Origin of the sequence: Mesorhizobium sp. L2C084A000 (assembly GCF_000502875.1) — a bacterium.
Taxonomy (GTDB): domain Bacteria; phylum Pseudomonadota; class Alphaproteobacteria; order Rhizobiales; family Rhizobiaceae; genus Mesorhizobium.
Genome location: NZ_AYWX01000002.1, coordinates 748,665 through 771,226, shown reverse-complemented (window position 1 = coordinate 771,226; position 22,562 = coordinate 748,665). Strand labels below are relative to the sequence as shown.

25 protein-coding genes and 1 pseudogene are annotated in these 22,562 nt (G+C 63.0%); 10 read left to right on the top strand and 16 right to left on the bottom strand.

The annotated features are described in order from the left end of the window. The first annotated feature begins 19 nt into the window (after positions 1-19). Positions 20-211: a hypothetical protein gene (locus tag X735_RS157615; protein ID WP_023810050.1), complete on the top strand. Its 192-nt coding sequence runs from the start codon at positions 20-22 to the stop codon at positions 209-211. 73 nt (positions 212-284) lie between these two features. Here the strand turns inward: X735_RS157615 and X735_RS157620 are convergent, their stop codons facing one another. Further along, positions 285-923 carry a 2-dehydro-3-deoxy-phosphogluconate aldolase gene (locus tag X735_RS157620; RefSeq protein ID WP_023810049.1) on the bottom strand — a complete coding sequence of 213 codons (639 nt, stop codon included), beginning with the start codon at positions 921-923 and terminating at the stop codon, positions 285-287. 297 nt (positions 924-1,220) lie between these two features. Here X735_RS157620 and X735_RS157625 point away from each other — a divergent pair, with 297 nt between their 5' ends. The 3 genes from X735_RS157625 to X735_RS157635 all read left to right on the top strand — a co-directional run bounded on the left by X735_RS157625 (position 1,221) and on the right by X735_RS157635 (position 4,003). Beyond that, complete coding sequence (locus tag X735_RS157625) at positions 1,221-2,141, top strand: rhodanese-related sulfurtransferase (RefSeq protein ID WP_023810048.1); 921 nt, start codon at positions 1,221-1,223, stop codon at positions 2,139-2,141. 116 nt (positions 2,142-2,257) lie between these two features. Then, the gene (locus X735_RS157630; RefSeq protein ID WP_023810047.1) at positions 2,258-2,989 is read left to right on the top strand and encodes a tellurite resistance TerB family protein; all 732 of its coding nucleotides are present in this window, start codon (positions 2,258-2,260) and stop codon (positions 2,987-2,989) included. Between the two features lie 258 nt (positions 2,990-3,247). After that, entirely contained in the window at positions 3,248-4,003 is a 756-nt protein-coding gene (locus X735_RS157635) for an SDR family oxidoreductase (protein ID WP_023810046.1), read from the top strand. Here the strand turns inward: X735_RS157635 and X735_RS157640 are convergent, their stop codons facing one another. Further along, positions 4,004-4,369, bottom strand: a complete 366-nt coding sequence (locus tag X735_RS157640) for a YciI family protein (protein ID WP_023810045.1) — start codon at positions 4,367-4,369, stop codon at positions 4,004-4,006. A gap of 149 nt (positions 4,370-4,518) precedes the next feature. Further along, entirely contained in the window at positions 4,519-5,703 is a 1,185-nt protein-coding gene (locus X735_RS157645) for a pyridoxal phosphate-dependent aminotransferase (RefSeq protein ID WP_023810044.1), read from the bottom strand. 83 nt (positions 5,704-5,786) lie between these two features. Here X735_RS157645 and X735_RS157650 point away from each other — a divergent pair, with 83 nt between their 5' ends. The 4 genes and pseudogenes from X735_RS157650 (at position 5,787) to denD (ending at position 8,762) form a co-directional block, all read left to right on the top strand. Then, positions 5,787-6,473: a GNAT family protein gene (locus tag X735_RS157650; RefSeq protein ID WP_023810043.1), complete on the top strand. Its 687-nt coding sequence runs from the start codon at positions 5,787-5,789 to the stop codon at positions 6,471-6,473. Between the two features lie 10 nt (positions 6,474-6,483). Beyond that, positions 6,484-7,466, top strand: a pseudogene (locus X735_RS01000000165680) (cation diffusion facilitator family transporter). 89 nt (positions 7,467-7,555) lie between these two features. After that, entirely contained in the window at positions 7,556-7,768 is a 213-nt protein-coding gene (locus X735_RS157655; RefSeq protein ID WP_023810042.1) for a hypothetical protein, read from the top strand. A 16-nt stretch (positions 7,769-7,784) separates the two neighbouring features. Next, a complete protein-coding gene (denD, locus tag X735_RS157660) occupies positions 7,785-8,762 on the top strand; it encodes a D-erythronate dehydrogenase (protein WP_023810041.1) in 978 nt (325 codons plus the stop codon). 25 nt (positions 8,763-8,787) lie between these two features. On the opposite strand, the gene X735_RS157665 is transcribed toward denD, so the two are convergent. The 4 genes from X735_RS157665 to X735_RS157680 form a co-directional block, all read right to left on the bottom strand. Then, positions 8,788-9,981, bottom strand: a complete 1,194-nt coding sequence (locus tag X735_RS157665; RefSeq protein WP_023810040.1) for a nickel/cobalt transporter — start codon at positions 9,979-9,981, stop codon at positions 8,788-8,790. Continuing rightward, complete coding sequence (locus X735_RS157670) at positions 9,978-10,646, bottom strand: DUF1007 family protein (protein ID WP_023810039.1); 669 nt, start codon at positions 10,644-10,646, stop codon at positions 9,978-9,980. Before X735_RS157670 ends, X735_RS157665 begins: the two co-directional genes overlap by 4 nt. 82 nt (positions 10,647-10,728) lie before the next feature. Continuing rightward, the gene (locus X735_RS157675) at positions 10,729-11,628 is read right to left on the bottom strand and encodes a LysR family transcriptional regulator (protein ID WP_023810038.1); all 900 of its coding nucleotides are present in this window, start codon (positions 11,626-11,628) and stop codon (positions 10,729-10,731) included. A 2-nt stretch (positions 11,629-11,630) separates the two neighbouring features. Then, complete coding sequence (locus tag X735_RS157680) at positions 11,631-12,827, bottom strand: amidase (RefSeq protein WP_023810037.1); 1,197 nt, start codon at positions 12,825-12,827, stop codon at positions 11,631-11,633. Positions 12,828-13,367: 540 nt separating this feature from the next. Here X735_RS157680 and odc2 point away from each other — a divergent pair. Next, positions 13,368-14,501 carry an ornithine/lysine decarboxylase gene (odc2, locus tag X735_RS157685; protein ID WP_023810036.1) on the top strand — a complete coding sequence of 378 codons (1,134 nt, stop codon included), beginning with the start codon at positions 13,368-13,370 and terminating at the stop codon, positions 14,499-14,501. Positions 14,502-14,672: 171 nt separating this feature from the next. After that, entirely contained in the window at positions 14,673-15,242 is a 570-nt protein-coding gene (locus X735_RS157690) for an N-acetyltransferase (protein WP_023810035.1), read from the top strand. A gap of 92 nt (positions 15,243-15,334) precedes the next feature. Here the strand turns inward: X735_RS157690 and X735_RS157695 are convergent, their stop codons facing one another. The 9 genes from X735_RS157695 to X735_RS157735 all read right to left on the bottom strand — a co-directional run bounded on the left by X735_RS157695 (position 15,335) and on the right by X735_RS157735 (position 22,561). Continuing rightward, positions 15,335-15,643 carry an SCP2 sterol-binding domain-containing protein gene (locus tag X735_RS157695; RefSeq protein ID WP_196815312.1) on the bottom strand — a complete coding sequence of 103 codons (309 nt, stop codon included), beginning with the start codon at positions 15,641-15,643 and terminating at the stop codon, positions 15,335-15,337. Between the two features lie 173 nt (positions 15,644-15,816). Further along, positions 15,817-16,332 carry a hypothetical protein gene (locus X735_RS157700; protein WP_023810033.1) on the bottom strand — a complete coding sequence of 172 codons (516 nt, stop codon included), beginning with the start codon at positions 16,330-16,332 and terminating at the stop codon, positions 15,817-15,819. 97 nt (positions 16,333-16,429) lie between these two features. Beyond that, positions 16,430-16,855, bottom strand: coding sequence for a hypothetical protein (locus X735_RS157705; protein ID WP_023810032.1), 426 nt, complete (start codon positions 16,853-16,855; stop codon positions 16,430-16,432). A 13-nt stretch (positions 16,856-16,868) separates the two neighbouring features. Beyond that, positions 16,869-17,480, bottom strand: a complete 612-nt coding sequence (locus X735_RS157710; RefSeq protein WP_031212809.1) for a rod-binding protein — start codon at positions 17,478-17,480, stop codon at positions 16,869-16,871. A 129-nt stretch (positions 17,481-17,609) separates the two neighbouring features. Continuing rightward, positions 17,610-18,503 (bottom strand): carbohydrate ABC transporter permease, encoded by an 894-nt coding sequence (locus tag X735_RS157715; RefSeq protein ID WP_023810030.1) that lies wholly within the window; start codon positions 18,501-18,503, stop codon positions 17,610-17,612. 1 nt (position 18,504) lies between these two features. Then, positions 18,505-19,455 carry a sugar ABC transporter permease gene (locus tag X735_RS157720; RefSeq protein WP_023810029.1) on the bottom strand — a complete coding sequence of 317 codons (951 nt, stop codon included), beginning with the start codon at positions 19,453-19,455 and terminating at the stop codon, positions 18,505-18,507. Between the two features lie 94 nt (positions 19,456-19,549). Then, positions 19,550-20,875, bottom strand: a complete 1,326-nt coding sequence (locus tag X735_RS157725) for an ABC transporter substrate-binding protein (RefSeq protein ID WP_023810028.1) — start codon at positions 20,873-20,875, stop codon at positions 19,550-19,552. Positions 20,876-20,913: 38 nt separating this feature from the next. After that, on the bottom strand, positions 20,914-21,999 hold the full coding sequence (gene ugpC, locus X735_RS157730) for a sn-glycerol-3-phosphate ABC transporter ATP-binding protein UgpC (RefSeq protein WP_023810027.1): 1,086 nt from the start codon (positions 21,997-21,999) through the stop codon (positions 20,914-20,916). A gap of 178 nt (positions 22,000-22,177) precedes the next feature. Next, positions 22,178-22,561 carry a hypothetical protein gene (locus X735_RS157735; RefSeq protein WP_023810026.1) on the bottom strand — a complete coding sequence of 128 codons (384 nt, stop codon included), beginning with the start codon at positions 22,559-22,561 and terminating at the stop codon, positions 22,178-22,180. Between the last annotated feature and the right edge of the window lies 1 nt (position 22,562).

Sequence of the window (22,562 nt, the reverse complement as noted above, 5' to 3'; positions counted from 1 at the left end):
TTCAAACCCGGGGAGATCCATGAAGAACATCCTATTGGCATCGGTCATCGCATTGGCAACCGCTTCGGCGGCCATCGCCCCTACGCAGGCCGAGACCATTGTCGTCAAGACTCATGACCGTATGCACATGAAGAAGCATTGCCGGACCAAGGTGGTCACAAGCTGGAAGCATCACCACAGGGTGGTTGAAAAGGTTCGGGTCTGTAGCTGATCCGGTTCGGAGCCGATTTGGCAAACCCGGTCGACGCGAGTCGGCCGGGTTTTTTCGTGCCGTGGCCGAAGCCTTATTTCGCAAGCTTGCTCGCCGCGCGCGCCAGGGCTTCGATCTCGTCCCACTTGCCGGCCTTGACGAGGTCGTCGGGCGCCACCCAGGAACCGCCGACGCAGACCACGTTGGGCAGGCTTAGATAGTCAGCCGCGTTCTTGGCCGAGATGCCGCCGGTCGGGCAGAATTTCACATCGGCGAGCGGTGAGGCGAAGGCCTTCAGCGAAGCGATGCCGCCCGACTGCTCGGCCGGGAAGAATTTCAGGAAGCGCAAGCCGGCTTCCCGCGCGGCCATGATCTCGCCGGGTGTGATGGCGCCGGGCAGCAACGGAACATCGCTGCCGGCGGCTGCCGACAGAAGCTCGCGGGTGATGCCGGGGCTGACGATGAAGCGCGAGCCCGCGGCAGCCGCCTCTTCGAACTGCCTGGCATCGAGAATGGTGCCGGCGCCGACGATGGCGTCCTCGACTTCACCAGCGACCCGCCGGATCGCTTCCAGCGCATCGGCGGTCCTCAGCGTGATCTCGATTGCCGGCAGGCCGCCGCGCGCCAGCGCGCGCGCCAGCGGCACGGCATTGGCGACATCAGAGATCTTCAGCACCGGGATGACCGGCTGGCCGTTGAGGAGCGACAGGAGTTTTTCGGTCTTGCTGGGCATGTGTCTCTCCGTGGCGTGGGACAATTCAACCGATTAGCAGAAGGCCGTTTTCCTGTCCACGAAACCGGCCGTGTCGCGATGTCACGCGTCGCCCATGCTCGCCAGGCTTAGCTCACAAAGGCGGCTGTCAGCTCGGCGGTGTCGGCAGTTTTGTTTCAGGATAGGAATTTTTTCTTGACTCCCTGACCTCAGCTATGGTACAAATTCGCCCATGGTGCAGATTTGCGCCAGTGACCTCCGAACAGGATGCTTGCTCTGCCTTGAATCGGCTTTCGCGAGCGTTTAGTGGCTTCGGCAATGACATCCCTTCCGCCCTTCCGCGTCGCAGCGCTCTACCGGTTTGCCCGGCTCGACGCTTTCGAGGAACTGCGCGCGCCGCTCGCCGCCTTCTGCTGTGGGCGCGGCATCAAGGGCACGCTGCTTCTGGCGCATGAAGGCATCAACGGCACCGTCGCCGGCAGCGAGACGGCAATTGCCGAACTGATCCTGTACCTTGAAGCCATCGAAGGGCTGGCTGGCCTCGAGGTCAAGTACAGCGCAGCCGCGGACATGCCGTTCCACCGCATGAAGGTGCGGCTGAAGCGCGAGATCGTTACCATGGGTGTCGATGACATCGATCCTTCGAAAAGTGCCGGCACCTATGTCGCGCCGGCCGACTGGAACGCGCTGATTTCGCAGCCCGACACTGTCATCATCGACACGCGCAACGCCTACGAGGTGTCGATTGGCACATTCAGGGGTGCGATCGACCCGGCCACCGCAAGCTTTCGCGAGTTCCCGGCCTGGGTGGAGGCGCACCGGGGGGAGTTCGAAGGCCGCAAGGTGGCGATGTTCTGCACCGGCGGCATACGCTGCGAAAAGGCAACCGCCTATGTCAAATCGCTCGGCTTCGAGGACGTCTTTCATCTCAAGGGCGGCATCCTCAAATACCTCGAAGAGGTTCCGGCCGAACAGAGCCTCTGGCAAGGCGAATGCTTCGTCTTCGACGAGCGCGTTTCGGTGTCGCACGGCCTCGCCGAGGGCAAAGCGGAACTGTGCCGCGCCTGCCGCCGCCCGCTGACGCCGGGCGACCTGACGTCGCCCAAATTCGCCGCCGGTATTTCCTGCCCGCATTGCTTCGATGCGCGTTCGGACGAGGACCGCCAGCGTTATGCCGAGCGCCAGCGCCAGGTCGAGCTTGCGCAGGCGCGGGGCAGAGAGCCGCATATCGGCTCCTGATCCAGGCATCGAGCTGCTGCAAAGCGGCCGCTGTCATTGCAATGTCAAGTTTCGGGACCTACGTCTTCGACGTCCGAAACCTGCCCGTTCGGCCGGGCAAAGCCTGGAGGCACTGAATGTTCGATCCCAAGAAGCTTCTCGACGATCTGCTCGGCTCGCAAATCCCCGGCACCAGCGGCACCGTTCGCGACAAGGCGGGGCAGGCCGTGCAGATGGCCAAGGACAATCCGCTGGCCGCCGGCGCACTGGCCGCCGTGCTGCTTGGAACTGGTGCCGGTCGTAACGTGACGGGCGCCGCGGTGAAGCTTGGCGGACTTGCTGCCATCGGCGGCCTCGCTTACAAGGCCTACCAGAACTACAAGGCCGGCAACGCACCCGCCGAAGCACCGGCGGCCGGCGAGCCGGAATTGCTGCCGCCGCCCAAGGACACCGCCTTCCACCCGTCGCCGCAAGGCGAGGACGAATTCACGCTGACCCTGATACGGGCGATGATCTCGGCGGCGAAGGCCGATGGCCATATCGACGATGAAGAGCGCCAGAAGATCGCCGGCAAGCTCAGCCTGGCCGGCATAGACTCCGATGCCGAAAAGTTCCTGATGGCGGAGCTGGCAAGCCCGCTCGACCTCGACACGCTGGTGGCCGGCGCCAAGACCGACGCGCAGAAGCTCGAACTCTACACGGCATCGCGCCTGACCATCGATCCCGACACCCGCGCCGAGCGTGGCTATCTCGACCTGCTTGCAGGCCGGCTCGGCCTGCCGGACGCGCTGGTCGACCATGTCGAGGCAACGGTTTCGGCGGCCAAGGTGCCGGCCAAGGCAGGGACGTCACCCAATCCGCGCTGGTAGGCCAAAACGGCACAGGAGGCACTTTCCGGGTTAACCTCTCGTTAACCCAGCAAGCGCATCATTCAACACAGTCGGATCGGCTTTTCCTCCTCCCAAGCCCGGTTCAGATCAGGGGCGGTCGCCAATGGCCGCCCTTTTTGTCGGCCCGATCGGATGGACACGCTTGCCATCGCCGCCGTCATTTGCGATGCCTTCCTTTTTCGAGCCAAAACCCGAAAATCAGTCGAGCAAGCGCAGCTCTGCCGGAGGACAACAGCCATGACCGAGCAAAGAACCGCCATCGTCACCGGGGCCGGCACGGGCATCGGCAAGAGCGTCGCCACGGCGCTGCTCAAGAACGGCTGGAACACGGTATTTTGCGGGCGCCGCAAGTCGGTGCTGGACGCTGCGGTCGCCGAGGCCGGCCGCACCGACGCCAAGGCCTTGGCGGTAGCCTGCGATATCAGCAAGGCAGGCGAGGTCGACGATCTGTTCGAGACCGTGGCGGCGGCCTTCGGCCGTGTCGACCTGCTCTTCAACAATGCCGGCATGGGCTACAAATCGGCGCCGATCGACGAGATACCGGTCGAAGTGTGGAACGATATCGTCGGCGTCAATCTCACCGGTTCGTTCCTGTGTGCCCGTGCCGCCTTTGGCGCCATGCGCAAGCAGAAGCCGATGGGTGGCCGCATCATCAACAACGGTTCGGTGTCGGCCTATGCGCCGCGCCCGGGCTCGGTGCCCTACACGGCGACCAAGCATGCCATCACCGGGCTGACCAAGACGCTGGCGCTCGACGGCCGGCCTTATGACATCGCCTGCGGCCAGATCGACATCGGCAATGCGCTGACCGATATGGCGCAGCCGATGACGGTCGGCGTGCCGCAGGCCAACGGCTCGATATCAGCCGAAGCGGTGATGGATGTTCAGCGCGTCGCCGACGCCGTCGTCCATATGGCCAGCCTGCCGCTCGAGGCCAACGTGCTGTTCATGACCGTCATGGCGACCAAGATGCCGTTTGTCGGGCGTGGGTAGTTATTCTCCCGGTAGCTCTGCGCCGGGTAGATAGAGCGCGATAGGACGGATCTCGTACACGGCGGTCGGATTGACGCGACGAAACTCGCGCGCGATAGCGATGGCATCGTCCCGCGTCGGGCAGTCGACGACATAGAGGCCGAGAAGCTGTTCCTTGGTTTCGGCGAAGGGGCCGTCGACGATCATGCCGTCGCGCAAGGTGCAGGCCGATTGTGTCGCGTCAAGCCGCGCCGACGGCCCAAGGCTGCCGTCGGCATAGAGCCCTTGATGGATCTTGAGCAAGTCAGCCATCAGCGCCGTATCTTCCTGCGGCGTCAGCGCTTTGATTGCGTCTTCCACATGATAGGCAAGGATTGCATAGAACATCCGATGTCACCCCACTTCGATCCTGATCCGAGGACCGTAGCCGTTCTCGACATGCACGCCAGTCTTGGCCGCGCGCCTCCGGACGGCTCATGACACCGTGATGCCACAGCCGCAATTGTCCGGAAGAGGACAGCGGGCCGCTTTCAAGCTTACTTCGCCAGGAAGGCCCCGATCCGTTCCAGCGCCCGCAAGATGTTCTCCTCGGAATTGGCGTAGGAGAGCCTGATATAGCCTTCGCCGAGAATGCCGAAATCGGGACCGCCGATCAGCGCCACACCGGCATCGTCGAGCAGCGCCGAGGCCAGCTTCTTGGCCTTCCAGCCGGTCTTCGAGACGTTGGGGAAAGCGTAGAACGCGCCCTTGGGCGTGATGCAGGAGATGTCAGGCAGGGCGTTCAGTCCCTCGACGACGATCTTCCGGCGGCGGTCGAAGGCGCGCATCATATTGGCGACATCGTCCTGCGGGCCGTCGATTGCCGCGATGCCGGCGAATTGGCTCGGCGCGTTGACGCAGGACCAGCAGTTGACAGCCAGCTTGCGCACCTTGTCGTAGAGATGGGCGCCCTTGTCGCCATTCGGCCAGATCGACCAACCCATGCGCCAGCCGGTCATCGCCCAGGTTTTCGACCAGCCATTGAGCACGATCAGCCGGTCGCGGATCTCGGGAAAGCCGAGCAGCGAGCAATGCGTCTCGCCATCATAGGTCATGACGTCGTAGATCTCGTCGGAGAGGATGGCGACGTGCGGATGCGCCTCCAACCCCTTGACCAGTTTCTCGATCTCGGCACGCGGCGTGACGCCGCCGGTCGGATTTGCGGGTGAGTTGAGGATCAGCAGCCTGGTCTTCGAGGTGATCAAGGCCAGCGTCTCCTCGGCGGAGAAGGCAAAGCCGTTCTCCTCGCGCATCGGCACCGGAATAGGCGCCGCACCGGTGAACTCGATCATCGAGCGATAGATGGGGAAGCCCGGATCGGGATAGAGGATTTCGGCGCCAGGTTCGCCGAACATCAGGATCGCCGCGAACATGGTCGGCTTGCCGCCGGGCAGGATCATCACCGTTTCGGGCGATACTTCGACACCGGTGGTGGTCAGCGTGCGCCGCACCACCGCCTCGCGCGTCGCCAGCAAGCCGTTGGCCGGCGTGTAGCCGTGGTGACCGTCGCGCAACGCCTTGATCGCCGCCTCGACGATGTGCTGCGGCGTCTTGAAGTCCGGCTGGCCGATGCCGAGATTGACGATGTCCCGACCTTGGCTTGCAAGGGCTGTCGCCCGCGCCAGCACCGCGAATGCATTTTCCTCGCCGAGACGGTCGAAGGCCGAAATCGTGTGGAGCATTTTTCCCGTCCGTGTGGTTCTTGCTGTTGGGTCGCGTTTTTGTGAGCTTCGGCTGGCAAAAGTCAAACGGATTGGAGCTTTCGGTGTCGGAAAATCTCAGGGATTGGCAACCGCGCCCGCGGCCTGAACGCAAGACCATCGACGGAAGCACTGTCCGGCTTGAGCCGCTGAGTGCTGCAAAACACGGCGATGGCCTCTATGAAGCATCCTCCGTGTCCGACATCGACGGCCGCTTCGCCTGGCTGCCGGACTTCCCGCCGGAGACCCGCGCCGCCTTCCAGCCATGGCTGGACAAGGTCGAGGCCAGCGAGGATCCGCTGTTCTTCACCGTCATCGACAAAGCCAGCGGCAAGGTCGCCGGACGCCAGACGCTGATGCGCATCGATCCGGCTTACGGCGTCATCGAGATCGGCAACATCTATTGGGGACCGCTCATCTCGCGCAAGCCGGGAGCAACCGAAGCGCAGTTCCTGTTCATGAAATACATCTTCGACGAACTCGGCTACCGCCGCTACGAATGGAAGTGCAACAACCGCAACGAGCCGTCGAAGCGGGCGGCCGAACGGTTCGGCTTCAAGTTCGAAGGCATTTTCCGCCAGCATCTGATCGTCAAGGGTGAAAACCGCGACACCGCGTGGTATTCGATCATCGACAAGGAGTGGCCGGCTCTGCGCAGTGCCTATGAGGCGTGGCTCGATCCGGCCAATTTCGATGGCGACGGCCAGCAGAAGCGACGGCTCGAGGATTGTCGCGCGGAATTCGGCGCTTAGGAGTTCGCCATTGGCACATACAAACGATCACCGCGGGCATGATCACACTGGGCACGATCATGGGCCTGGCCATGTGCATGGCTCGACCGACAAGAAACGCGTTCTGATCGCAGCCTGCCTGACCGGCGGCTTCATGGTCGCCGAAGCGCTTGGCGGCATCCTCACCGGATCGCTGGCGCTGCTGGCCGATGCCGGCCACATGCTCGCCGACTCGATCGCGCTCGGCTTGGCCTGGTATGCTTTCCATCTAGCCGGCCGCCCGGCGACCGTTCGCCTCACCTACGGCTTCGGCCGGGTGAAGACGCTGGTGGCCTATACCAACGGCATCGCCATCTTCGTCATCGCGCTGTGGATCGTCTATGAGGCGTGGGGGCGCCTGCAGGCGCCGGCACCAGTGCTTGGCGGGCCAATGCTGGCGGTGGCGATCCTCGGCCTGCTGGTCAACATCGGCTCGTTCTTCGTGCTGCATGGCGGCGACCGCGAGAGCCTGAACATGCGCGGCGCCATCCTGCATGTGCTTGGCGACCTGCTCGGCTCGGCTGCGGCCATAGCGGCGGCGCTGGTCATCCTGGCGACGGGCTGGACGCCGATCGACCCGATCCTGTCGGTCCTGGTCTCGCTGCTGATCCTGTACACGGCGTGGTCGCTGATGCGAGAAGCCGCTCATGTCCTGCTCGAGGGCGTGCGCCAAGCCTCGACCGCGATCTGATCGCCAGGGATATCGAGGCGACGATCCAGGGCGTGCGCGAAGTGCACCACATGCATGTCTGGTCGCTCGACGGGACCAGCAACATGGCGACGCTGCATGCCTGTCTCGACGAGGGCGTCGATGCGCATCAGGCGGTGAGTGCCGTCAAGAAGCGGCTTGCCAGCGAGCACGGCATCAGCCATGCCACCGTGGAACCGGAATTCGGCCAGTGCGCCGACGATGGCGACGAGCACGGGCATGGGCACGAGCATGAAGCGGCAGCCTATCACGACCACCATCATTAGGACCGATCGATCGACGTCGATTGGTCCTGCCTCGGGAGTTGCAAAACCTTGAAAACCAGCTTGATGAACACCCGCTGCCCTGGTGCGGCGTGATGGATCGCGACACCAGGAATGCTCTTATCGCCGCAGTGTGGATCATGCTTCTGTTCGGTATCGGCGCCTACTATCTGCCGACCGTGATGCTGGCACTCGGCAGCCTTTCGACCGTGCTGGCCGGCGCCTTCGGCGTCGTCTTCGTGCTGGCGTTCTTCTCGGTGTTCTGGCTGCGGGCCCGCAACCAGCGCAAAAACCAGGGTAAATAGGCAAGGGATTTTCGATATGCGCATTCTGATCACTGGCGCCGCGGGTATGGTCGGCCGCAAGCTCATCGCCCGGCTGGCCAAGGACGGCACGCTGCGCGGCGGCAAGATCACCGCGCTCGATTTACACGATATCGTGCCGCCGCAGGCACCGAGCCTGGATGGCGTCAGCGTCACGCTGCACACCGGCGATCTCGCCGAAGCGGGTGCCGCTGAGCGCCTGGTCGCATCGCGTCCCGATGTCGTCTTTCATCTCGCGGGCATCGTATCGGGCGAGGCGGAAGCCAATTTCGATCTCGGCTACCGCGTCAATCTCGATGGCACGCGGGCCCTGTTCGATGCCATCCGGCTGGCGGGCTTTGCGCCGCGCGTCGTCTTCACCTCGTCGATCGCGGTGTTCGGCGCGCCGTTCCCGGATGTCATTCCCGATGACTTCCATCCGACGCCGCTGACCTCCTACGGCACCCAGAAGCAGATGAGCGAAGCGCTGCTGGCCGACTATTCCAGGCGCGGTTTCTTCGACGGCATCGGCATCAGGCTGCCGACGATCTGCGTGCGGCCGGGCAAGCCGAACAAGGCGGCGTCCGGCTTCTTCTCCGGCATCATCCGCGAGCCGTTGAGCGGCCAGGAGGCGATCCTGCCGGTGCCGCGCTCGGTCGTGCACACGCATGCCAGCCCGCGCTCGGCGGTCAACTTCCTGATCCATGCGGCAGGGATCGACAGCAGCGCCGTCGGGCCACGCCGCAACCTGACGATGCCTGGCGTCGCCGTCACCGTCGGCGAACAGATCGAGGCGCTGGAACGCATCGCCGGGCCGAAGGCGGTAAGCCTGATCCGCGAGGAGCCGGATGACACGATCTGGGCGATCGTCAAGGGCTGGCCAACACGGTTCGAGGCGCGGCGGTCAAGGGAACTGGGCTTCAGCGCCGAGAACAGTTTTGACGAAATCATCCGCGCGCATATCGAGGACGAACTCGGCGGCAAGATCGCGGGTTAAACCCCGAGCCTCGCGGCGCCGGGCATCATCCGCCGCTCGCCAAGCTCGCCGACAGCAACAACAATCCGAACAGGAACACGAAGGCTGCGCCGCCGATCTCGACGATCGAGTGGATGCGGTTGCCCATGCGGCCGTCGCCGGCGAAATACACCGCCCAGTTCTTGGCGGTCACCGCCAGTGTCGCCAGTGCCGATACGGTGATCGCCGTTCCCAGCGACATCGCCAGCACCGACAGCAGGCCGCCGAGCCAGAGCCCGTTGAGCAGGGCGAAGCTGAGCACGATCAGCGCGCCGGAGCAGGGGCGGATGCCGACCGCCGCCACCGCCGTCCAGGCCGTGCGCCAGTCGAAGCGGTCGCCCGACAGCAGCGCCGGATCTGGTGCATGCGAATGGCCGCAGGTGTCGCAGACTTCGCCCGCCGCGTGATCGTGATGAGCATGATCGTGTTCGGCATGATCGTGATGATCGTGCGAAGGGCCGTGCACATGGTCATGCGCGTGTAGCGCGTGCGAATGAGCATGCGCCGAATTGCTGTGAGCTGCATGGGAGTGACCGGCCTGCGAATGCGCGCCGTGCGAATGACCCCCATGAGAATGATCGGCGTGAGAATGACCGGCGTGAGCCGCCGACAGGCTGTAGGCCGGGCCTCTTCCGAACAGACGGAGGATGGAAGGGCCGAGCTTGCGCCACAGCAGCCAGGCGCCGAACAGGGTGACGAAGACAAAGCTCATGATCTCCATGAACCAGGCTGCGTCCGTCATCGAGACGGAGGTGCCGCGCAGGACGAAGTAGGCGACTCCCATCACCGCGACCGCGGTCAGGCCCTGCAGCAGCGCCGAGACGAAGGACAAGAGGATGCCGCGCCGCAACGCCACCTCATTGGCCACCATGTAGGACGAGATCACCGCCTTGCCGTGGCCGGGGCCGGCGGCATGGAAAATACCGTAGGCGAAGGACAGGCCGACGAGTACCCAGATCTTGCTGCCGTCCTGGCGCATCGCCTTCATCGCCGTCGCCAGCGCGCGGTAGAATTCCTGCTGCCTGAGATTGATCCACATCAGGATATGGGCGAACGGGCCGGTGGTGGGCGCCATGCCGTCATTGACGCCGATGCCGAGCGAACTCTGGGCATGAGCGGCGTCGGCGAAATGCATCATGGCGACAGTGAGGGCCAACAGGCCGAATGCCAAACGCAGGGACGGTTTCGTCACCGGCTTCATCCTTCTGGCTGACAGGTCAGTTCGAGCTTGGTGGCGAAGATCTTGCTCATATCGGTGCCGGTCGGGTCATTGAAAAAGGCATCGGTGAGGGTCTTCTGGTTTTCCTTGATGGCCTCGTCCGGGTCTGGACGGACCACCTTGCTGGTGCAGTTCGAGGGCAGGCCTTCAACCGTGATGTTGGAGTCCTCGGTGAAGTCGATCGCCGTGTAGAATGTCGGATCGTAGACGCCGATATCGATCTTGCCGTGGAGCTTGATCGGCACCTTAGGTTCGGACTCGAAAAGGATGATCAGCTGATCGTTGTCGAAATTGGCCATCAGATGCGGCGGCGGCGTCATCGCCACATCCTTGCCGTCGACGGTGACGAGCTGGAAGTAATTGAACTCGGCCAGCGAGGCATGAACGGTGTCGGCGACTTCCTTCAGCTCCTTGTCGTCGAGCTTCAGGTCGGAGTTCTTGTCGAACTCCATCATCACGGTCGAGGAAAACAGATCGTCGAAGCGCCAGAGATGACGCAGAGCCTTCACGCTTTGGTGATCCGGGGAGAGGATCACATCGAGGCGGGCCTCGGCGAAGACATGCGGATGCACGTAAGCGGGTCCAGTGGCGGCAAAAGTAGCCGCCAAGGCCGAAGCCAGCATGATTGCGTGCCGTTTCAGATTCATTCTCGGTCCATAGGCCTCGGAAGAGTTGCCGAGAGTTACCAGAAAGGGGGCGAAATTGGGACCACGAGACTATTGACGCCGGTCAGCCAGCCTCGCGCGTCCTGAACCACTGCACCAAAAAGTCGACGAAGACGCGGACTTTCGCCGGCAGATAGCGACGGTGCGGGTAGACGGCGAAGATGCCGCCGCCCGACAGGATACGGTCATCCATCACCGCCACCAGCCGGCCGCTCGCGAGGTCGGGCGCGGCGATGAAATCCGGCAGGACGGTAAATCCGAGACCCGCCACGGCCGCGGCTCTCGCCGTCATCGGGCTGTTGACCTCGACCGGACCGGACACCGAAACGCTCACCGGATCGCCATTGTCGCCCTTGAACGGCCAGTTGTTCAGTCCGCGGCCATTGGTGTCGACGATGCAAGGCATGCGGCTGAGATCCTGCGGCCGTGTCGGCATGCCATGCTTGGCGATCAGTTCGGGGGAGGCGCAGAGCTTTATCGAAAACGGCGCCAGCCGCCTGGCGATCAGCGACGAGTTCTCCAGCCGCGAGATGCGCACCGCAAGGTCGAAGCCCTCCTCGACCAGATCGACGAAGCGGTCGTCGAGCTGGATGTCGAGGACGATGTCGGGATGCTGCTTGGCGAAGTCGATCAGCGACTGGCCGATCGGCGCATCGGCGAAGGTGCGCGGCGCCGACAGCTTGATCCGGCCGCGCACGTCACCGGAGGATTCACGCACCGCGTCGGCCAGGCTGTCGACCTCGCGCACGATCTCCGAGGCGCGCCGGTAATAGGTGTGGCCGGCCTCTGTCATCGAGAACTGGCGCGTGGTGCGGTTGAGCAGCAAAGCGCCGAGTTCGTCCTCCAGCTCGCGCACATATTTCGACAGCAGGGCCTTGGAGCGGCCGATCTTGCGCGCCGCCGCCGAAAAGCCCTCGGCCTCGACCACGTCGATGAAGGCACGCATGCGCGTCAGTGTGTCCATGGTCAGGCCTTTCGTGCCGCGTCGAGAAGTTTCCGGCCGAGCCGTATCAGGGCAATGTCGCTGCCGGAAGGGCCAAGCAGCGACAGGCCGAACGGGGCGCCGGCGACCGAGCCGACGGGCAGTGTGATCTGTGGAAAACCGGACAGGCCGGCCAGGCACAGAAGTTGGAGCGCCCGTTCGCGATAGGCCTGGAACTGCTCCGGCGTGCTGTCCACGTAAGGTGCCGGACCAGGCACCGTCGGCAGGACAAGGAAGCCGTTCTTGCCGAGCAGGGCGCTCAGTTCGCCGCGAAAGGTCAGACGTCGCACCTTCTCGGCCTGGGCTGTCTTGTCGTCGACGGCGCGGCCAAAGCCGAAACGCTCCTCGACGCCGGGGCCAAGGCCGCGCTCGCCGCTGGTGATCCATTCGCCATGCACCGCCCAGGCCTCCCTGGCCTGCAGCCGGCGAAAGCACCAGTAGAGTTCATCGGGAGATGAGGAGAAGCGCACTCCCGGCGTCATCGGCGCGCCGAAGACCTTGCCCGCCAGCCCCTTCATTTCACCATATTCGGCAAGCGCCGGGCGGGCGACCAATCCATCCAGCCAATCCAGTGCCAGCGGCCGGTCCAACACATGCTGGTGCGGATCGCGGCCGAGCAGCAGCTTGCCGACGGTTTCGTAGGTCTCGATGTCATCGGCGAACCAGCCGAACGTGTCGAGGCTCGGCGCCAGCTTCATCGTGCCGTCGAGCGGAATGCGGCCATGCGTGGTGCGCAGCCCGATCAGTCCGCAAAAGCTCGCCGGGGCGCGGATCGAGCCGCCGGTGTCGGAGCCGGTGGCGATATCGGCCAGCCTGCCCGCCACCGCCGCCGCCGATCCCGATGAGGAGCCGCCTGTGACGCGGTCGGGTGCCGCCGGGTTCACCGGAAACGAGAAATGCGCATTCTGGCCGAACAGCGCGAAGGCAAGCTCGTCGGTCTGCGTCTTGCCGACGAAGCGTGCGCCGGCATCGAGGATCATCTGCACGGCGGGTGCGGTGCGCGAAGCTGCGTGGCTTTCGGCGAATTTTTGCAAATTGCCGCAACCGGTGCGGTAGCCGGCGACGTCGTAGATGTCCTTGACGGCCAGCCGCAGGCCGGCCAGCGGGCCTAGCTGGGCATGTGCCACTGGCATCTGGCGAAGATCGAGAAAGGCGTTGAGAGGGCCGTGCGTGCCTGTCATCGTTCGATATCCGGATACGGTTGCCGCAACATTGTTCGACGCCAGAAATTTTACAACCTGCGATACGATTTTTATTGATTGTGAAAGTCTTCGCCCTTATATCGCGCTTGCCCAAAGTCGCACGTGCCTGTGGGTGTCCGCCGATCCTCGAATGGTGAGGGAAATCGGTAAGGTAACTGGAGCTAACCCCTCCAGTCGGTCTAGCGGCCAACCGCCAGCCCGAGGACACCTTGAAGCAACGACGGTGCGGGCCTTTCTGGTGTTCTGCCGGTTGTCCAAAAACCGGGGTTACTGAAGAGGCACACCTTCATTGCCGGCAGTGCGGACGGGTCTCCCATCCAAGCCAAGGCAGACAAAGCGAACCGAGGCCGGGCAAGGCCAAGGTTCACCGCCGCGAGACGGCGCTTCATGGTTCCGGGGTCTCCACCGGCTGGTTCCATGAATTTCCGTCCCGCCTTTGTCCACCGCGAGTTCGCGAGGCCGACAGCCCGCGTCCCGCAGCCTTATTGCGCGCCGAAAGGCGCTGATGGAGAGACCCCGATGGCCACCCAGCGCATTCTTGACTTTCTCGCCACCCGACGTCCGACCGGCCCCTGCCTCGTCGTCGACCTCGATGTCGTGCGCGACAATTTCCGCGCCTTCGAGAAGGCGCTGCCTGATTCCAAGATCTACTATGCTGTGAAAGCAAACCCGGCGCCGGAAATCCTGCGCCTGCTTGCTGCGATGGGCTCGTCCTTCGACACCGCTTCCGTTGCCGAAGTCGAGATGGCGATGGACGCTGGTGCGCCGGCGGACCGCATCTCCTTCGGCAACACCATCAAGAAGGAGCGTGACATCGCACGCGCCTACCAGCTCGGCATCCGCCTGTTCGCGGTCGACTGCGTCGAAGAGGTCGAGAAGATCGCCCGCGTCGCTCCAGGCGCGCGCGTGTTCTGCCGCGTGCTGACCGATGGCGAGGGCGCGGAATGGCCGCTGTCGCGCAAGTTCGGCTGCGTGCCGGCGATGGCCGTCGACGTGCTGCGCCATGCCAAGGGGCTCGGCCTCGACGCCTATGGCGTGTCGTTCCATGTCGGCTCGCAGCAGACCGACCTGACCGCCTGGGACCGTGCGCTGGCCGACGCCAAGGTGGTGTTCGCGACGCTCGCCGAAGAAGGCATCGTCTTGAAGATGGTCAATATGGGCGGTGGTTTCCCGACGCGCTATCTGCGTGACGTGCCGGCCGCCCAGGCCTATGGCCAGGCGATCTTCTCGGCGCTGCGCAAGCATTTCGGCAATGCGCTTCCCGAGACCATCATCGAGCCGGGCCGTGGCATGGTCGGCAATGCCGGCGTCATCAAGTCGGAAGTCGTGCTGATCTCGAAGAAAGCGGCCAACGACAATGTGCGCTGGGTGTTCCTCGACATCGGCAAGTTCGGTGGCTTGGCCGAGACGATGGACGAGGCGATCCGCTACCCGATCGTCACCGCGCATGACGGCACGGAGACAGCGCCCTGCGTGCTCGCCGGCCCGACCTGCGATTCGGCCGACGTGATGTACGAGAAGACGCCCTATCCGCTGCCTTTGTCGCTGACGATCGGCGACGAGGTGCTGATCGAAGGCACCGGCGCCTACACGACCACCTACTCGGCGGTCGCCTTCAACGGCTTCGAGCCTCTCCGATCCTACGTGATCTGACGGCGCTTCCTCAGCGCATTTTCGGACGGCGAACCGGACACAACTTCGCCTGAAAATGCGCTGAGAGAGCCGATCAGATCATCCCAGGTGGGCGCCTGTCGTCCACCCGGGCTCGCCTGTGGAACAGATCTCCGCTCGCCAGGGATTGCGGAAATGGAAATGTCATTTGAAATGGAAATGCCAGTTGAAATTGGGGGCCACGCACCGGCCTTTGGGATGGTCGCCGAAGCCGCCGCCGATGTTGCGGCGCGCGAGGCGTTGCTCGATCGGGCCATGGGGCCGAAGCGCAGGAAAAAGTCGTCGGAGAAGTTGCGGCGTGGCCGGCGGCCCTCGGAAGGGCTGGCCTTCGTCGCCCGCGATGCTTTGGGCGGCGTGGCCGGCACCGTGCGGCTGTGGGATGTCAGGCTGGGCGAGGGCGGTGCGGCCGCGCTGCTGCTTGGCCCGCTTGCCGTCGACCCGTCGCTCAAGAATGCCGGCATCGGCTCGGCGCTGATGCGCCATGCCATCGCCGAAGCGGCGCGTCTCGGCCATGCCGCTATCCTTTTGGTCGGCGATGCGCCCTATTACGCGCGCTTCGGCTTCTCGGCCGAGAAGACCGGTTCACTTGCCATGCCAGGACCCTATGAGCGGCACCGCCTGCTGGCGCTGGAACTGGTGGAAGGCGCGCTTGACGGCGTGCACGGCACGCTGAAGGCGGCCGGCCGCAAGCTGAAGGCGCAGGAACTGATATCGGCGGCCTGAGACACGAAGCCGGCAGCATTTCATGCAAAAACGCCGCCCGAAAAGGCGGCGTTTTTGCGCTTGGTGGGTGCCGCCTGGGCGGCTGGATGCCTTCAGCCGATCAGCTGGCTGAGCGCCATGGCGACGGTCATGTCGCCTTCGACCTTTATCTTGCCGGTCATGAACGCCATTGTCGGGTTCAGGTCGCCAGCGATCAGCGAATCCAGATCGTCGAGCGAGAGCTTGATGGTGCAGTCGGTGGGTGCATCGGTGTTCGAGACGGTTGCGCCGTCGATGACGATGACGCCGTCGCTGCCGGTGTCGAATTTCACGGAACGATCGAACCCGCTGCTGGCCACCCGCGACTTGATCTTCTCGGCAATCTTCTGAACGCTCACGCTGTTCTCCTTGTCTGGTTGCATCTGTCTCGCAACGGCGCTTCGATCCAGCCGAAGCCCATGCCGCGGTTTCGCGATCACGGTCGCTGCCGCATATAGCTTTGGGTTGACGTTTACGTCAACGCGGATTCGGGTGGCTGGTTCCTGCCCTTGCGGCAGGCGAGGCTCGATGTGACCAGGCCTGTGAGCAGGGCAACTCAGTGTTCCTTGAACGCCTTGGTCATTTCGGTCGCCGTTTCGCTTTTCTTGCGGCGCAGCCAGTTGTCGCGGATTTCGTCCTTCGACAGGAAATTGACCTGGTCGATCAGAACCTCATGCACCAAAGGCGCGCCGACACGCGCGTTGACGGTATCGCGGATTGCGGCGCGGAAGGCATCGAGATCGATGGTCGCCTTGTTGGTGAAGTCGATCTGCGGATTGGAATAGAGGTAGGAATAGACCTGGTCGGTGATCAGCGCTTCGGCCGGAATGGACAGCTTCTTTATCTGCTCGGGTTCGACGGTGTAGACGAGCTTGGTCAGGAAATAGCCGCCGATCTCAGAATCGCGGATCAGCGGCACCGAAATGATGTCGGTCTTGACGTAGTCGAGACCGCCCAGCATCGGCTTCGGCGTTTCGCCGACACCGCGCTCGCCGGCCGCCTGGAAAGAATAGAACACGGCGCCGAGGGTTGCGGCGCAAATCCAGACGGCGATGGCGATGACCTTGATCATCGGCTCTTGTCAGTCCCTTGATCCGTCCCTTGCGAAGGCGACGCGGCACTGCGCCGTTGCTTCGGCAGTATCTCCGAAGTGTCGCTCGTGTTCGGCATCATGCCTTCATCCAGCCGAACTCGCCGGCGGAGTAGGTGCCGTCGGTCTCGGCGCGCTGGATGGCGTGCCGCAGCAGGCTGGCGACTTCGTTGACCGCGCTGAGATGCGCCAGGATCGCCGCTTCGTTCTTCGCCAGCTTCTGGCGCAGCCGGGTCAGGCCCTCGCGGTGCTGTTCGAGGAATTCGGCTTCGCTGCCGCCCTTCATGGCGCGGGTCAACTCGTAGAGGTAGCGGCTCTTGCGGGCGTTCGACGCCTTGAGATCATAGTTGGTCGCGTTGCGGATACCGGCGGTCTCTTCCTCGACCACTTCCTCGATGCGACCGATGATGGCGGCGAGGTTGCCGGGCCGCGCGAACGGGATCGGCGCTTCCGACGCCGTCGTGCGTACTGGCAGGTTGGGGGTGGATTCCGAAAAGTCGGCCATGGCGTTTCCCAGTTTAGATCTTGATGTTTGTTTTTATGATCGTCTCGTCACCGGTCATCGACCCCGCAGCCTTGCGCTGCAATTGGTGGACCAGCGAGGTCGACAGGCTGTTTTGCTGGTCGATCTCGGTCTTTTCCAACCCGCCCGAAACCGGACCGACCGGAACCACGCGCTTGCCTTCGAGATAGTGGTCGGCAAGCATCGACTTGGCGATGCCGATGCCACCGCATTCGGCCATCACGTCCGCGACCCGCTCGGCAAGCTGCGATTTCCACATGTCGCCGGCCAGGCCCTTGCCGTAGACGCCCTCGGTATCCTTTGGCAGCATGTTCTGGATGAAGGTCTGCAGCACCATCGCCTCGAACTTCTTGAATTTGTTGGCCGGGTCGGTTGCAGCGGCGGCCTTGTCGGCGGTGGCGCGCGACAGGATCGAGCCGGCATCGACCGAAGCGGCGGTGTCGAGTGAAAACGTGCCCGCAGCGCCGCCGGCCCGCTTTGCCAGCGCGGCGCGGGCGGTCTCGATATCCGCCGGGTCGACGGCTCGGGCCACATCCATAACGATGTCGCTGGGTGGAGAAATCGCCAAGAAAGTCCGCCTTTTACCGGTTTTCCTTAGCCAGACCATGCCTCAACAAGCTTGTGGCAGGCTTGCGGGAAGGAGAGGGAGCGGAAGTGCGGGGATCGGATCGAAGCTGCCGGCTTCGCGCCATGCGTTGTCGGGCAGTTTTTTCCATCGTCGATTTCCGCCTCAGCTTCACTCCTTGACCGCGCCCGTCATCGAGGAGACGTAGTGCTCGACAAAGAATGAATAGAGCACCACCACCGGCAGGGAGCCGATCAGCGCGCCTGCCATCAGGGCTCCCCATTCATAGACGTCCGAACGTACGAGCTCGGTAAGCACGCCGACCGGCACGGTCTTGTTTTCGGACGACTGGATAAAAGTCAAAGCGTAGATGAATTCGTTCCATGACAGGGTGAAAGCGAAGATGCCGGCGGAAATCAGGCCAGGCACCGACAGCGGCAGAACTATCTTGGTCAGGATTTGCCAGCGGCTGGCGCCGTCGATCAGCGCGCATTCTTCCAGTTCGAAAGGGATCGAGCGGAAGTAGCCCATCAAGAGCCACGTGCAGAATGGAATGAGGAACGTCGGATAGGTGAGGATCAGCGCGAACGGCGTATCGTAAAGGCCGAGGTTGAAAACCATCACCGACAGGGGAATGAACAGAATCGAGGGCGGCACGAGATAGGCCAGGAAGATCGCCAAGCCGACCTGCCGCGCCCCGGAAAACCTCAAGCGTTCGATCGCATAGGCAGCGAAAACCGCCGCCAGCAGCGACAGGAAAGTTGCGGCGGTCGAGATGATGATCGTGTTGAGAAGCCAGCCCGGATAGGATGTGTCGAAGAGCAGATACCGAATATGCTCGAGTGTCGGATGGACGACCCAGAACGGATTGAAATTGGCATAATCCGTCATCTCGAGATTGGGTTTCACCGCCGTGATCGTCATCCAGTAGAACGGGAACAGCAGCACGATGACGAAGATCAGGAGCGGCAGATAAACGGTCACCACGCGCCGGGGCAGGCTCTGGAGATAGCCCATGCCGCCTTCATCCGTGTTCGGACGATTGTTCGTTTCGATCGCGGCCATGTCAGTCTCCACCGCCCTGCTGCCATTTACGACGTTGCAAGCCGAAATAGCTGAAAAGGATCGCCGCTAGCAGGAATGGGATCATCGCCACCGCGATCGCGGCTCCCTCGCCAAGCTGGCCGCCGGAAATGCCGCGCTGGAACGAGAGCGTTGCCATCAGATGGGTGGCATTCACCGGCCCGCCGCGAGTCAGCACATAGATCAGCTGGAAATCGGTGAAGGTGAACAGGACCGAAAAGGTCATGGTGATGGCGATGATCGGCGTCAGCAGCGGCAGCGTCACATAGCGGAACAACTGCCAACGGCTGGCGCCGTCGAGCGTCGCGGCCTCGTAAAGCGATTGGGGAATCGTCTGCAGGCCGGCCAGCAGCGTGATGGCCACGAAAGGAATGCCGCGCCAGACATTGGCAGCGATCACCGAGGCGCGTGCGTTCTCCGGATCGCCAAGGAAATTGATGCGGTGATCGATCAGTCCCATTTCCATGAGCGCCCACGACAGGATGGAGAACTGCGAATCGTAGATCCACCAGAAGGCGATGGCCGAGAGCACCGTCGGCACCACCCACGGCAGCAGGACAATCGCACGGAAGAACGATTTGAAGGGAAGGTTCTGGTTGAGGAGGAGCGCTAGCCAGAGGCCGAGCGCGAATTTGAGGATCGAAGCGCTGATCGTATAGAGCAAGGTGTTGAAGACGGAGAGCCAGAAGACGGCGTCGCTCCACAGATATTCATAGTTTTCGATGCCGATGAAGATGCCGGGGCGGCCGATGCGGGCATCGGTGAAGCCGAGCCAGACGCCAAGCCCCAGCGGATAGGTCAGGAAGACAAGCAGCAGTGCAGCCGCCGGAAGCATGAAGCCGAAGCCAAGTGCGTTCCGACTTTCGCTCCAGCGCGACAGAATCCGTGAGAAGATCGAAGATCGCGGCTGGATAGCAGCTGACGGCACGGCCATGGGTTGGCTCCTGCTGAGGTCTCATTGATAGGCCGGATCGGCCGCGACGCAATCCGAAGCCAGCCGGGCAGCCGCGCTGCCCGGCTGAGCAGGCTCAAACGCGATAATAGCGATTTGCCCGCTTCTCGGCCTCTTCCATTGCCTCTTGCGGCGTCGCCTGGCCGGTCACCGCTTTGGCGAACATGTCGACCAGCACGTAGTCGGCCATGGTTGCCGCCGAGGCATAGCCGAGCGGCCCGGCATAGCCGTTAGGCCGCAGAGTAGCCGAAGCCTTGGCGTAAGCGGCGTTGTTGGGATCGGCGGTCCATACGGGGTTGTTGTCGAATGCCTTCAGTGTCTGGCAGCAATATCCGGCCGAGGAGGTGATCCAGTCCTTCATTTGCGGTTCCTCGAACATGAACTGCAAATACGCCTTAGCCGCGTTGGGGTAGGGCGTGTAATTGAAGATGACAGCCGTGGTCACCTGGAACAATTCGACGGATTTGCCGACAGGACCGATGGGCAGGTTGGTCGTGCGTATGTCCTTGGCGATTTCAGCCAGCTTTGGATCTTTGTCCTTGTTGATCTTGGCCGTGTTGTAGGCGGAAATTCCATTGGCGATCACCCCCAGTTCGCCGGCCAGGAAGGCGCGGTTGTTGTTGACGTCGAGCCAGCTTTCGGTGCCTGGAATGAAGGTCTTGTAGAGCTCCTGCGCGTATTCGATCGCCTTGAGGGTCTCGGGGCTGTTGATCGTTACCTTGCCACTCTCGTCGACCATCTGGCCGCCATGGCTCCACAGCAGCCAATGAGCATAGTTGTTGCCGTCGCCGACGCCATGGCCATGCGTGAAGCCGGCCGGATGTCCCTTCGCTTGCAAGGCCTTGCAAAGTTCCAGGAAGCCTTTCGTATCCTTGGGAAACTCCGAAAAGCCGGCCTCTTTCACCCAGCTTTCCCGATAGACGATGGCATTGCCGATCGTGGCCAGGGGCAGGCCGACGAACTTCCCGGCGCGTGTCGCATATTGCTTAGGTCCCTCGTGCCAGCCACCGTATTTCGCGCCTAGATACTCACCCAGTTCGCTCACGTCGTGCAGCTTGTCGGGATATTGGTGCGGGTCATCGAACCAGACGAACATCAGGTCGGGGCCGGACCCGACATTTGCTGCGACCGCCGCCTTGGGACGAATGTCCTCCCAGCTTTCCTTGTCGACGCGAACCTCGACACCTGTCGCTTCGGTGAAGCGCTTGGTGTTGGCCAGCCATTGGTCCTCGTCGCCCTGGACGAAAGGCGACCAGCGCAGCAGTCTAAGCTTGGCGCCATCCTCGGGTTTGTATTTCGGTCCGTCCTGGGCAAGGGCCGGAGAGCTGATGAACCGACTTCCCAAGGCACCCGCCGCCGCGCCGGCGGTGGTGCGGATCACGTCGCGTCTGGTGAACTTCATGCTCGTTTCCTCCTCTTTGTTGTCCTTGCCTTGTGGTCCTAACGATCGGTACGTGTCTGGAATCTCTGTCCGGTTTCTCCGTGAAAGAGATGGATGAGGCTGGGCTCGGCCGTAAGCCGGATGGTTTCGCCCGGCGTGAAGGAATGTCGTTCCCGGAAATTCGCGACGATCTCTTCGCCGCCGGCTGTCCGGCCGATGAGCTGCACTTCGGATCCGGTTGGTTCAACCACCGCGACGGTGACCGGAATGCCCTGGTCGTCCGACAGCCGCAAATGCTCGGGCCTTATTCCCAGCACCACAGGCTCGCCGTTGGGGATGGAAAGTGCCGAGGCCAACGGGACTGAAATCCCCCCGGCACCTCGGAACGAGGGTGAGCCGTCGGTAGCGATCTCGCCCCTCAGCAAATTCATGGCCGGCGAGCCGATAAAGCTGGCGACAAAAAGATTGTTCGGGCGGTCATAGAGTTCCAGCGGCGGCCCTATCTGCTCGACGATGCCGTCATGCATGACCACGATCTTGTCAGCCATGGTCATGGCTTCGATCTGATCGTGCGTGACATAGACTGTCGTGGTCTTGAGGCGCTGGTGCAGTTCCTTGATCTCGGCGCGCATCTGCACCCTGAGTTTGGCGTCGAGATTGGACAGCGGTTCGTCGAAGAGAAAGACCGCCGGATCACGAACGATCGCGCGGCCCATCGCGACGCGCTGGCGTTGGCCGCCGGAAAGCTGCCTAGGATAGCGCGCCAGCAACGGCACCAGCCCAAGGATTTCGGCTGCGCGGCGCACGCCTGCATCGCTCTCCGGCTTGGAAACTCCTTTGAGCATCAGCGAGAACGCCATGTTCTCGGCGACGGTCATGTGTGGGTAGAGCGCATAGTTCTGGAAGACCATGGCGACGTCGCGCTCCTTAGGCGCAACGTTGTTGACGACACGTTCGCCAATCGCGATCTGGCCGCGTGAAATCTTTTCCAGGCCGGCGATCATTCTGAGGAGGGTTGATTTTCCGCAGCCCGACGGTCCGACCAGAGTGACGAACTCGCCGTCCTCGATGTTCACGCTGACCCCGTGCAGGATCTCGACAGCGCCGAATGATTTATAGACTTCGCCAATTGCGACAGACGCCATCGATCCTCCCAACAAATTCCCGCGACGTCGTCGAAGGAACAACGCTTCCGCTAGCGACAGCCCTGGCTCCTCCCAGGCTCACGCTAGGCCGAAACGGTAGCGCTACCAAACCGGGCTGTAAAGCGTTTACGGGAAAGCCGAACCTTGGAGGGTCCGCTTCGCGCCACAATACTCCCCGCTACTCGTGCGTCCGTTTCTGCGCGATGATATCGAGCCGCTCGCGGTCGGAGCGTTCGCGTTCGTCGCGGTTGCGCACGTCCTTGTAGGCGCGCTCGACCATGTTGGTGCGGGCGGTCGCGGCGGCGATGAGGCTGGCTTCCTGCCTGGCGCTCGCCAGGTTCGCCTCCTGGCGCACGACCGCCTGGGCGATGCGGCGATGGTAGAGGTCGGGAAACAGGGCGGAGAGCGAATCGGCCTGGTCGAAATGGCCGACCAGTTCCCTGGCTTCGGCCTCGGCCGCACCGGCCGCGGCAAGGAAGGTGGCGTGGCGGGTTTCGTGCAGCGCCTTCAGCTGTTCCTGCACCTTGACCAGCTTCTTGAGGCGGTCCTTGCGCGTGCTCATT

Coding starts and splice junctions, on each gene's coding strand:
- X735_RS157635 (WP_023810046.1), top strand. CDS start 3,248: ATGACCGAGCAAAGAACCGCCATCGTCACCGGGGCCGGCACGGGCATC.
- X735_RS157645 (WP_023810044.1), bottom strand. CDS start 5,703: ATGCTCCACACGATTTCGGCCTTCGACCGTCTCGGCGAGGAAAATGCA.
- X735_RS157695 (WP_196815312.1), bottom strand. CDS start 15,643: ATGCAACCAGACAAGGAGAACAGCGTGAGCGTTCAGAAGATTGCCGAG.
- X735_RS157620 (WP_023810049.1), bottom strand. CDS start 923: ATGCCCAGCAAGACCGAAAAACTCCTGTCGCTCCTCAACGGCCAGCCG.
- denD (WP_023810041.1), top strand. CDS start 7,785: ATGCGCATTCTGATCACTGGCGCCGCGGGTATGGTCGGCCGCAAGCTC.
- X735_RS157705 (WP_023810032.1), bottom strand. CDS start 16,855: ATGGCCGACTTTTCGGAATCCACCCCCAACCTGCCAGTACGCACGACG.
- X735_RS157630 (WP_023810047.1), top strand. CDS start 2,258: ATGTTCGATCCCAAGAAGCTTCTCGACGATCTGCTCGGCTCGCAAATC.
- X735_RS157710 (WP_031212809.1), bottom strand. CDS start 17,480: ATGGTCTGGCTAAGGAAAACCGGTAAAAGGCGGACTTTCTTGGCGATT.
- X735_RS157720 (WP_023810029.1), bottom strand. CDS start 19,455: ATGGCCGTGCCGTCAGCTGCTATCCAGCCGCGATCTTCGATCTTCTCA.
- odc2 (WP_023810036.1), top strand. CDS start 13,368: ATGGCCACCCAGCGCATTCTTGACTTTCTCGCCACCCGACGTCCGACC.
- X735_RS157700 (WP_023810033.1), bottom strand. CDS start 16,332: ATGATCAAGGTCATCGCCATCGCCGTCTGGATTTGCGCCGCAACCCTC.
- X735_RS157725 (WP_023810028.1), bottom strand. CDS start 20,875: ATGAAGTTCACCAGACGCGACGTGATCCGCACCACCGCCGGCGCGGCG.
- X735_RS157690 (WP_023810035.1), top strand. CDS start 14,673: ATGGAAATGCCAGTTGAAATTGGGGGCCACGCACCGGCCTTTGGGATG.
- ugpC (WP_023810027.1), bottom strand. CDS start 21,999: ATGGCGTCTGTCGCAATTGGCGAAGTCTATAAATCATTCGGCGCTGTC.
- X735_RS157625 (WP_023810048.1), top strand. CDS start 1,221: ATGACATCCCTTCCGCCCTTCCGCGTCGCAGCGCTCTACCGGTTTGCC.
- X735_RS157640 (WP_023810045.1), bottom strand. CDS start 4,369: ATGTTCTATGCAATCCTTGCCTATCATGTGGAAGACGCAATCAAAGCG.
- X735_RS157675 (WP_023810038.1), bottom strand. CDS start 11,628: ATGGACACACTGACGCGCATGCGTGCCTTCATCGACGTGGTCGAGGCC.
- X735_RS157665 (WP_023810040.1), bottom strand. CDS start 9,981: ATGAAGCCGGTGACGAAACCGTCCCTGCGTTTGGCATTCGGCCTGTTG.
- X735_RS157615 (WP_023810050.1), top strand. CDS start 20: ATGAAGAACATCCTATTGGCATCGGTCATCGCATTGGCAACCGCTTCG.
- X735_RS157715 (WP_023810030.1), bottom strand. CDS start 18,503: ATGGCCGCGATCGAAACGAACAATCGTCCGAACACGGATGAAGGCGGC.
- X735_RS157680 (WP_023810037.1), bottom strand. CDS start 12,827: ATGACAGGCACGCACGGCCCTCTCAACGCCTTTCTCGATCTTCGCCAG.
- X735_RS157670 (WP_023810039.1), bottom strand. CDS start 10,646: ATGAATCTGAAACGGCACGCAATCATGCTGGCTTCGGCCTTGGCGGCT.
- X735_RS157735 (WP_023810026.1), bottom strand. CDS start 22,561: ATGAGCACGCGCAAGGACCGCCTCAAGAAGCTGGTCAAGGTGCAGGAA.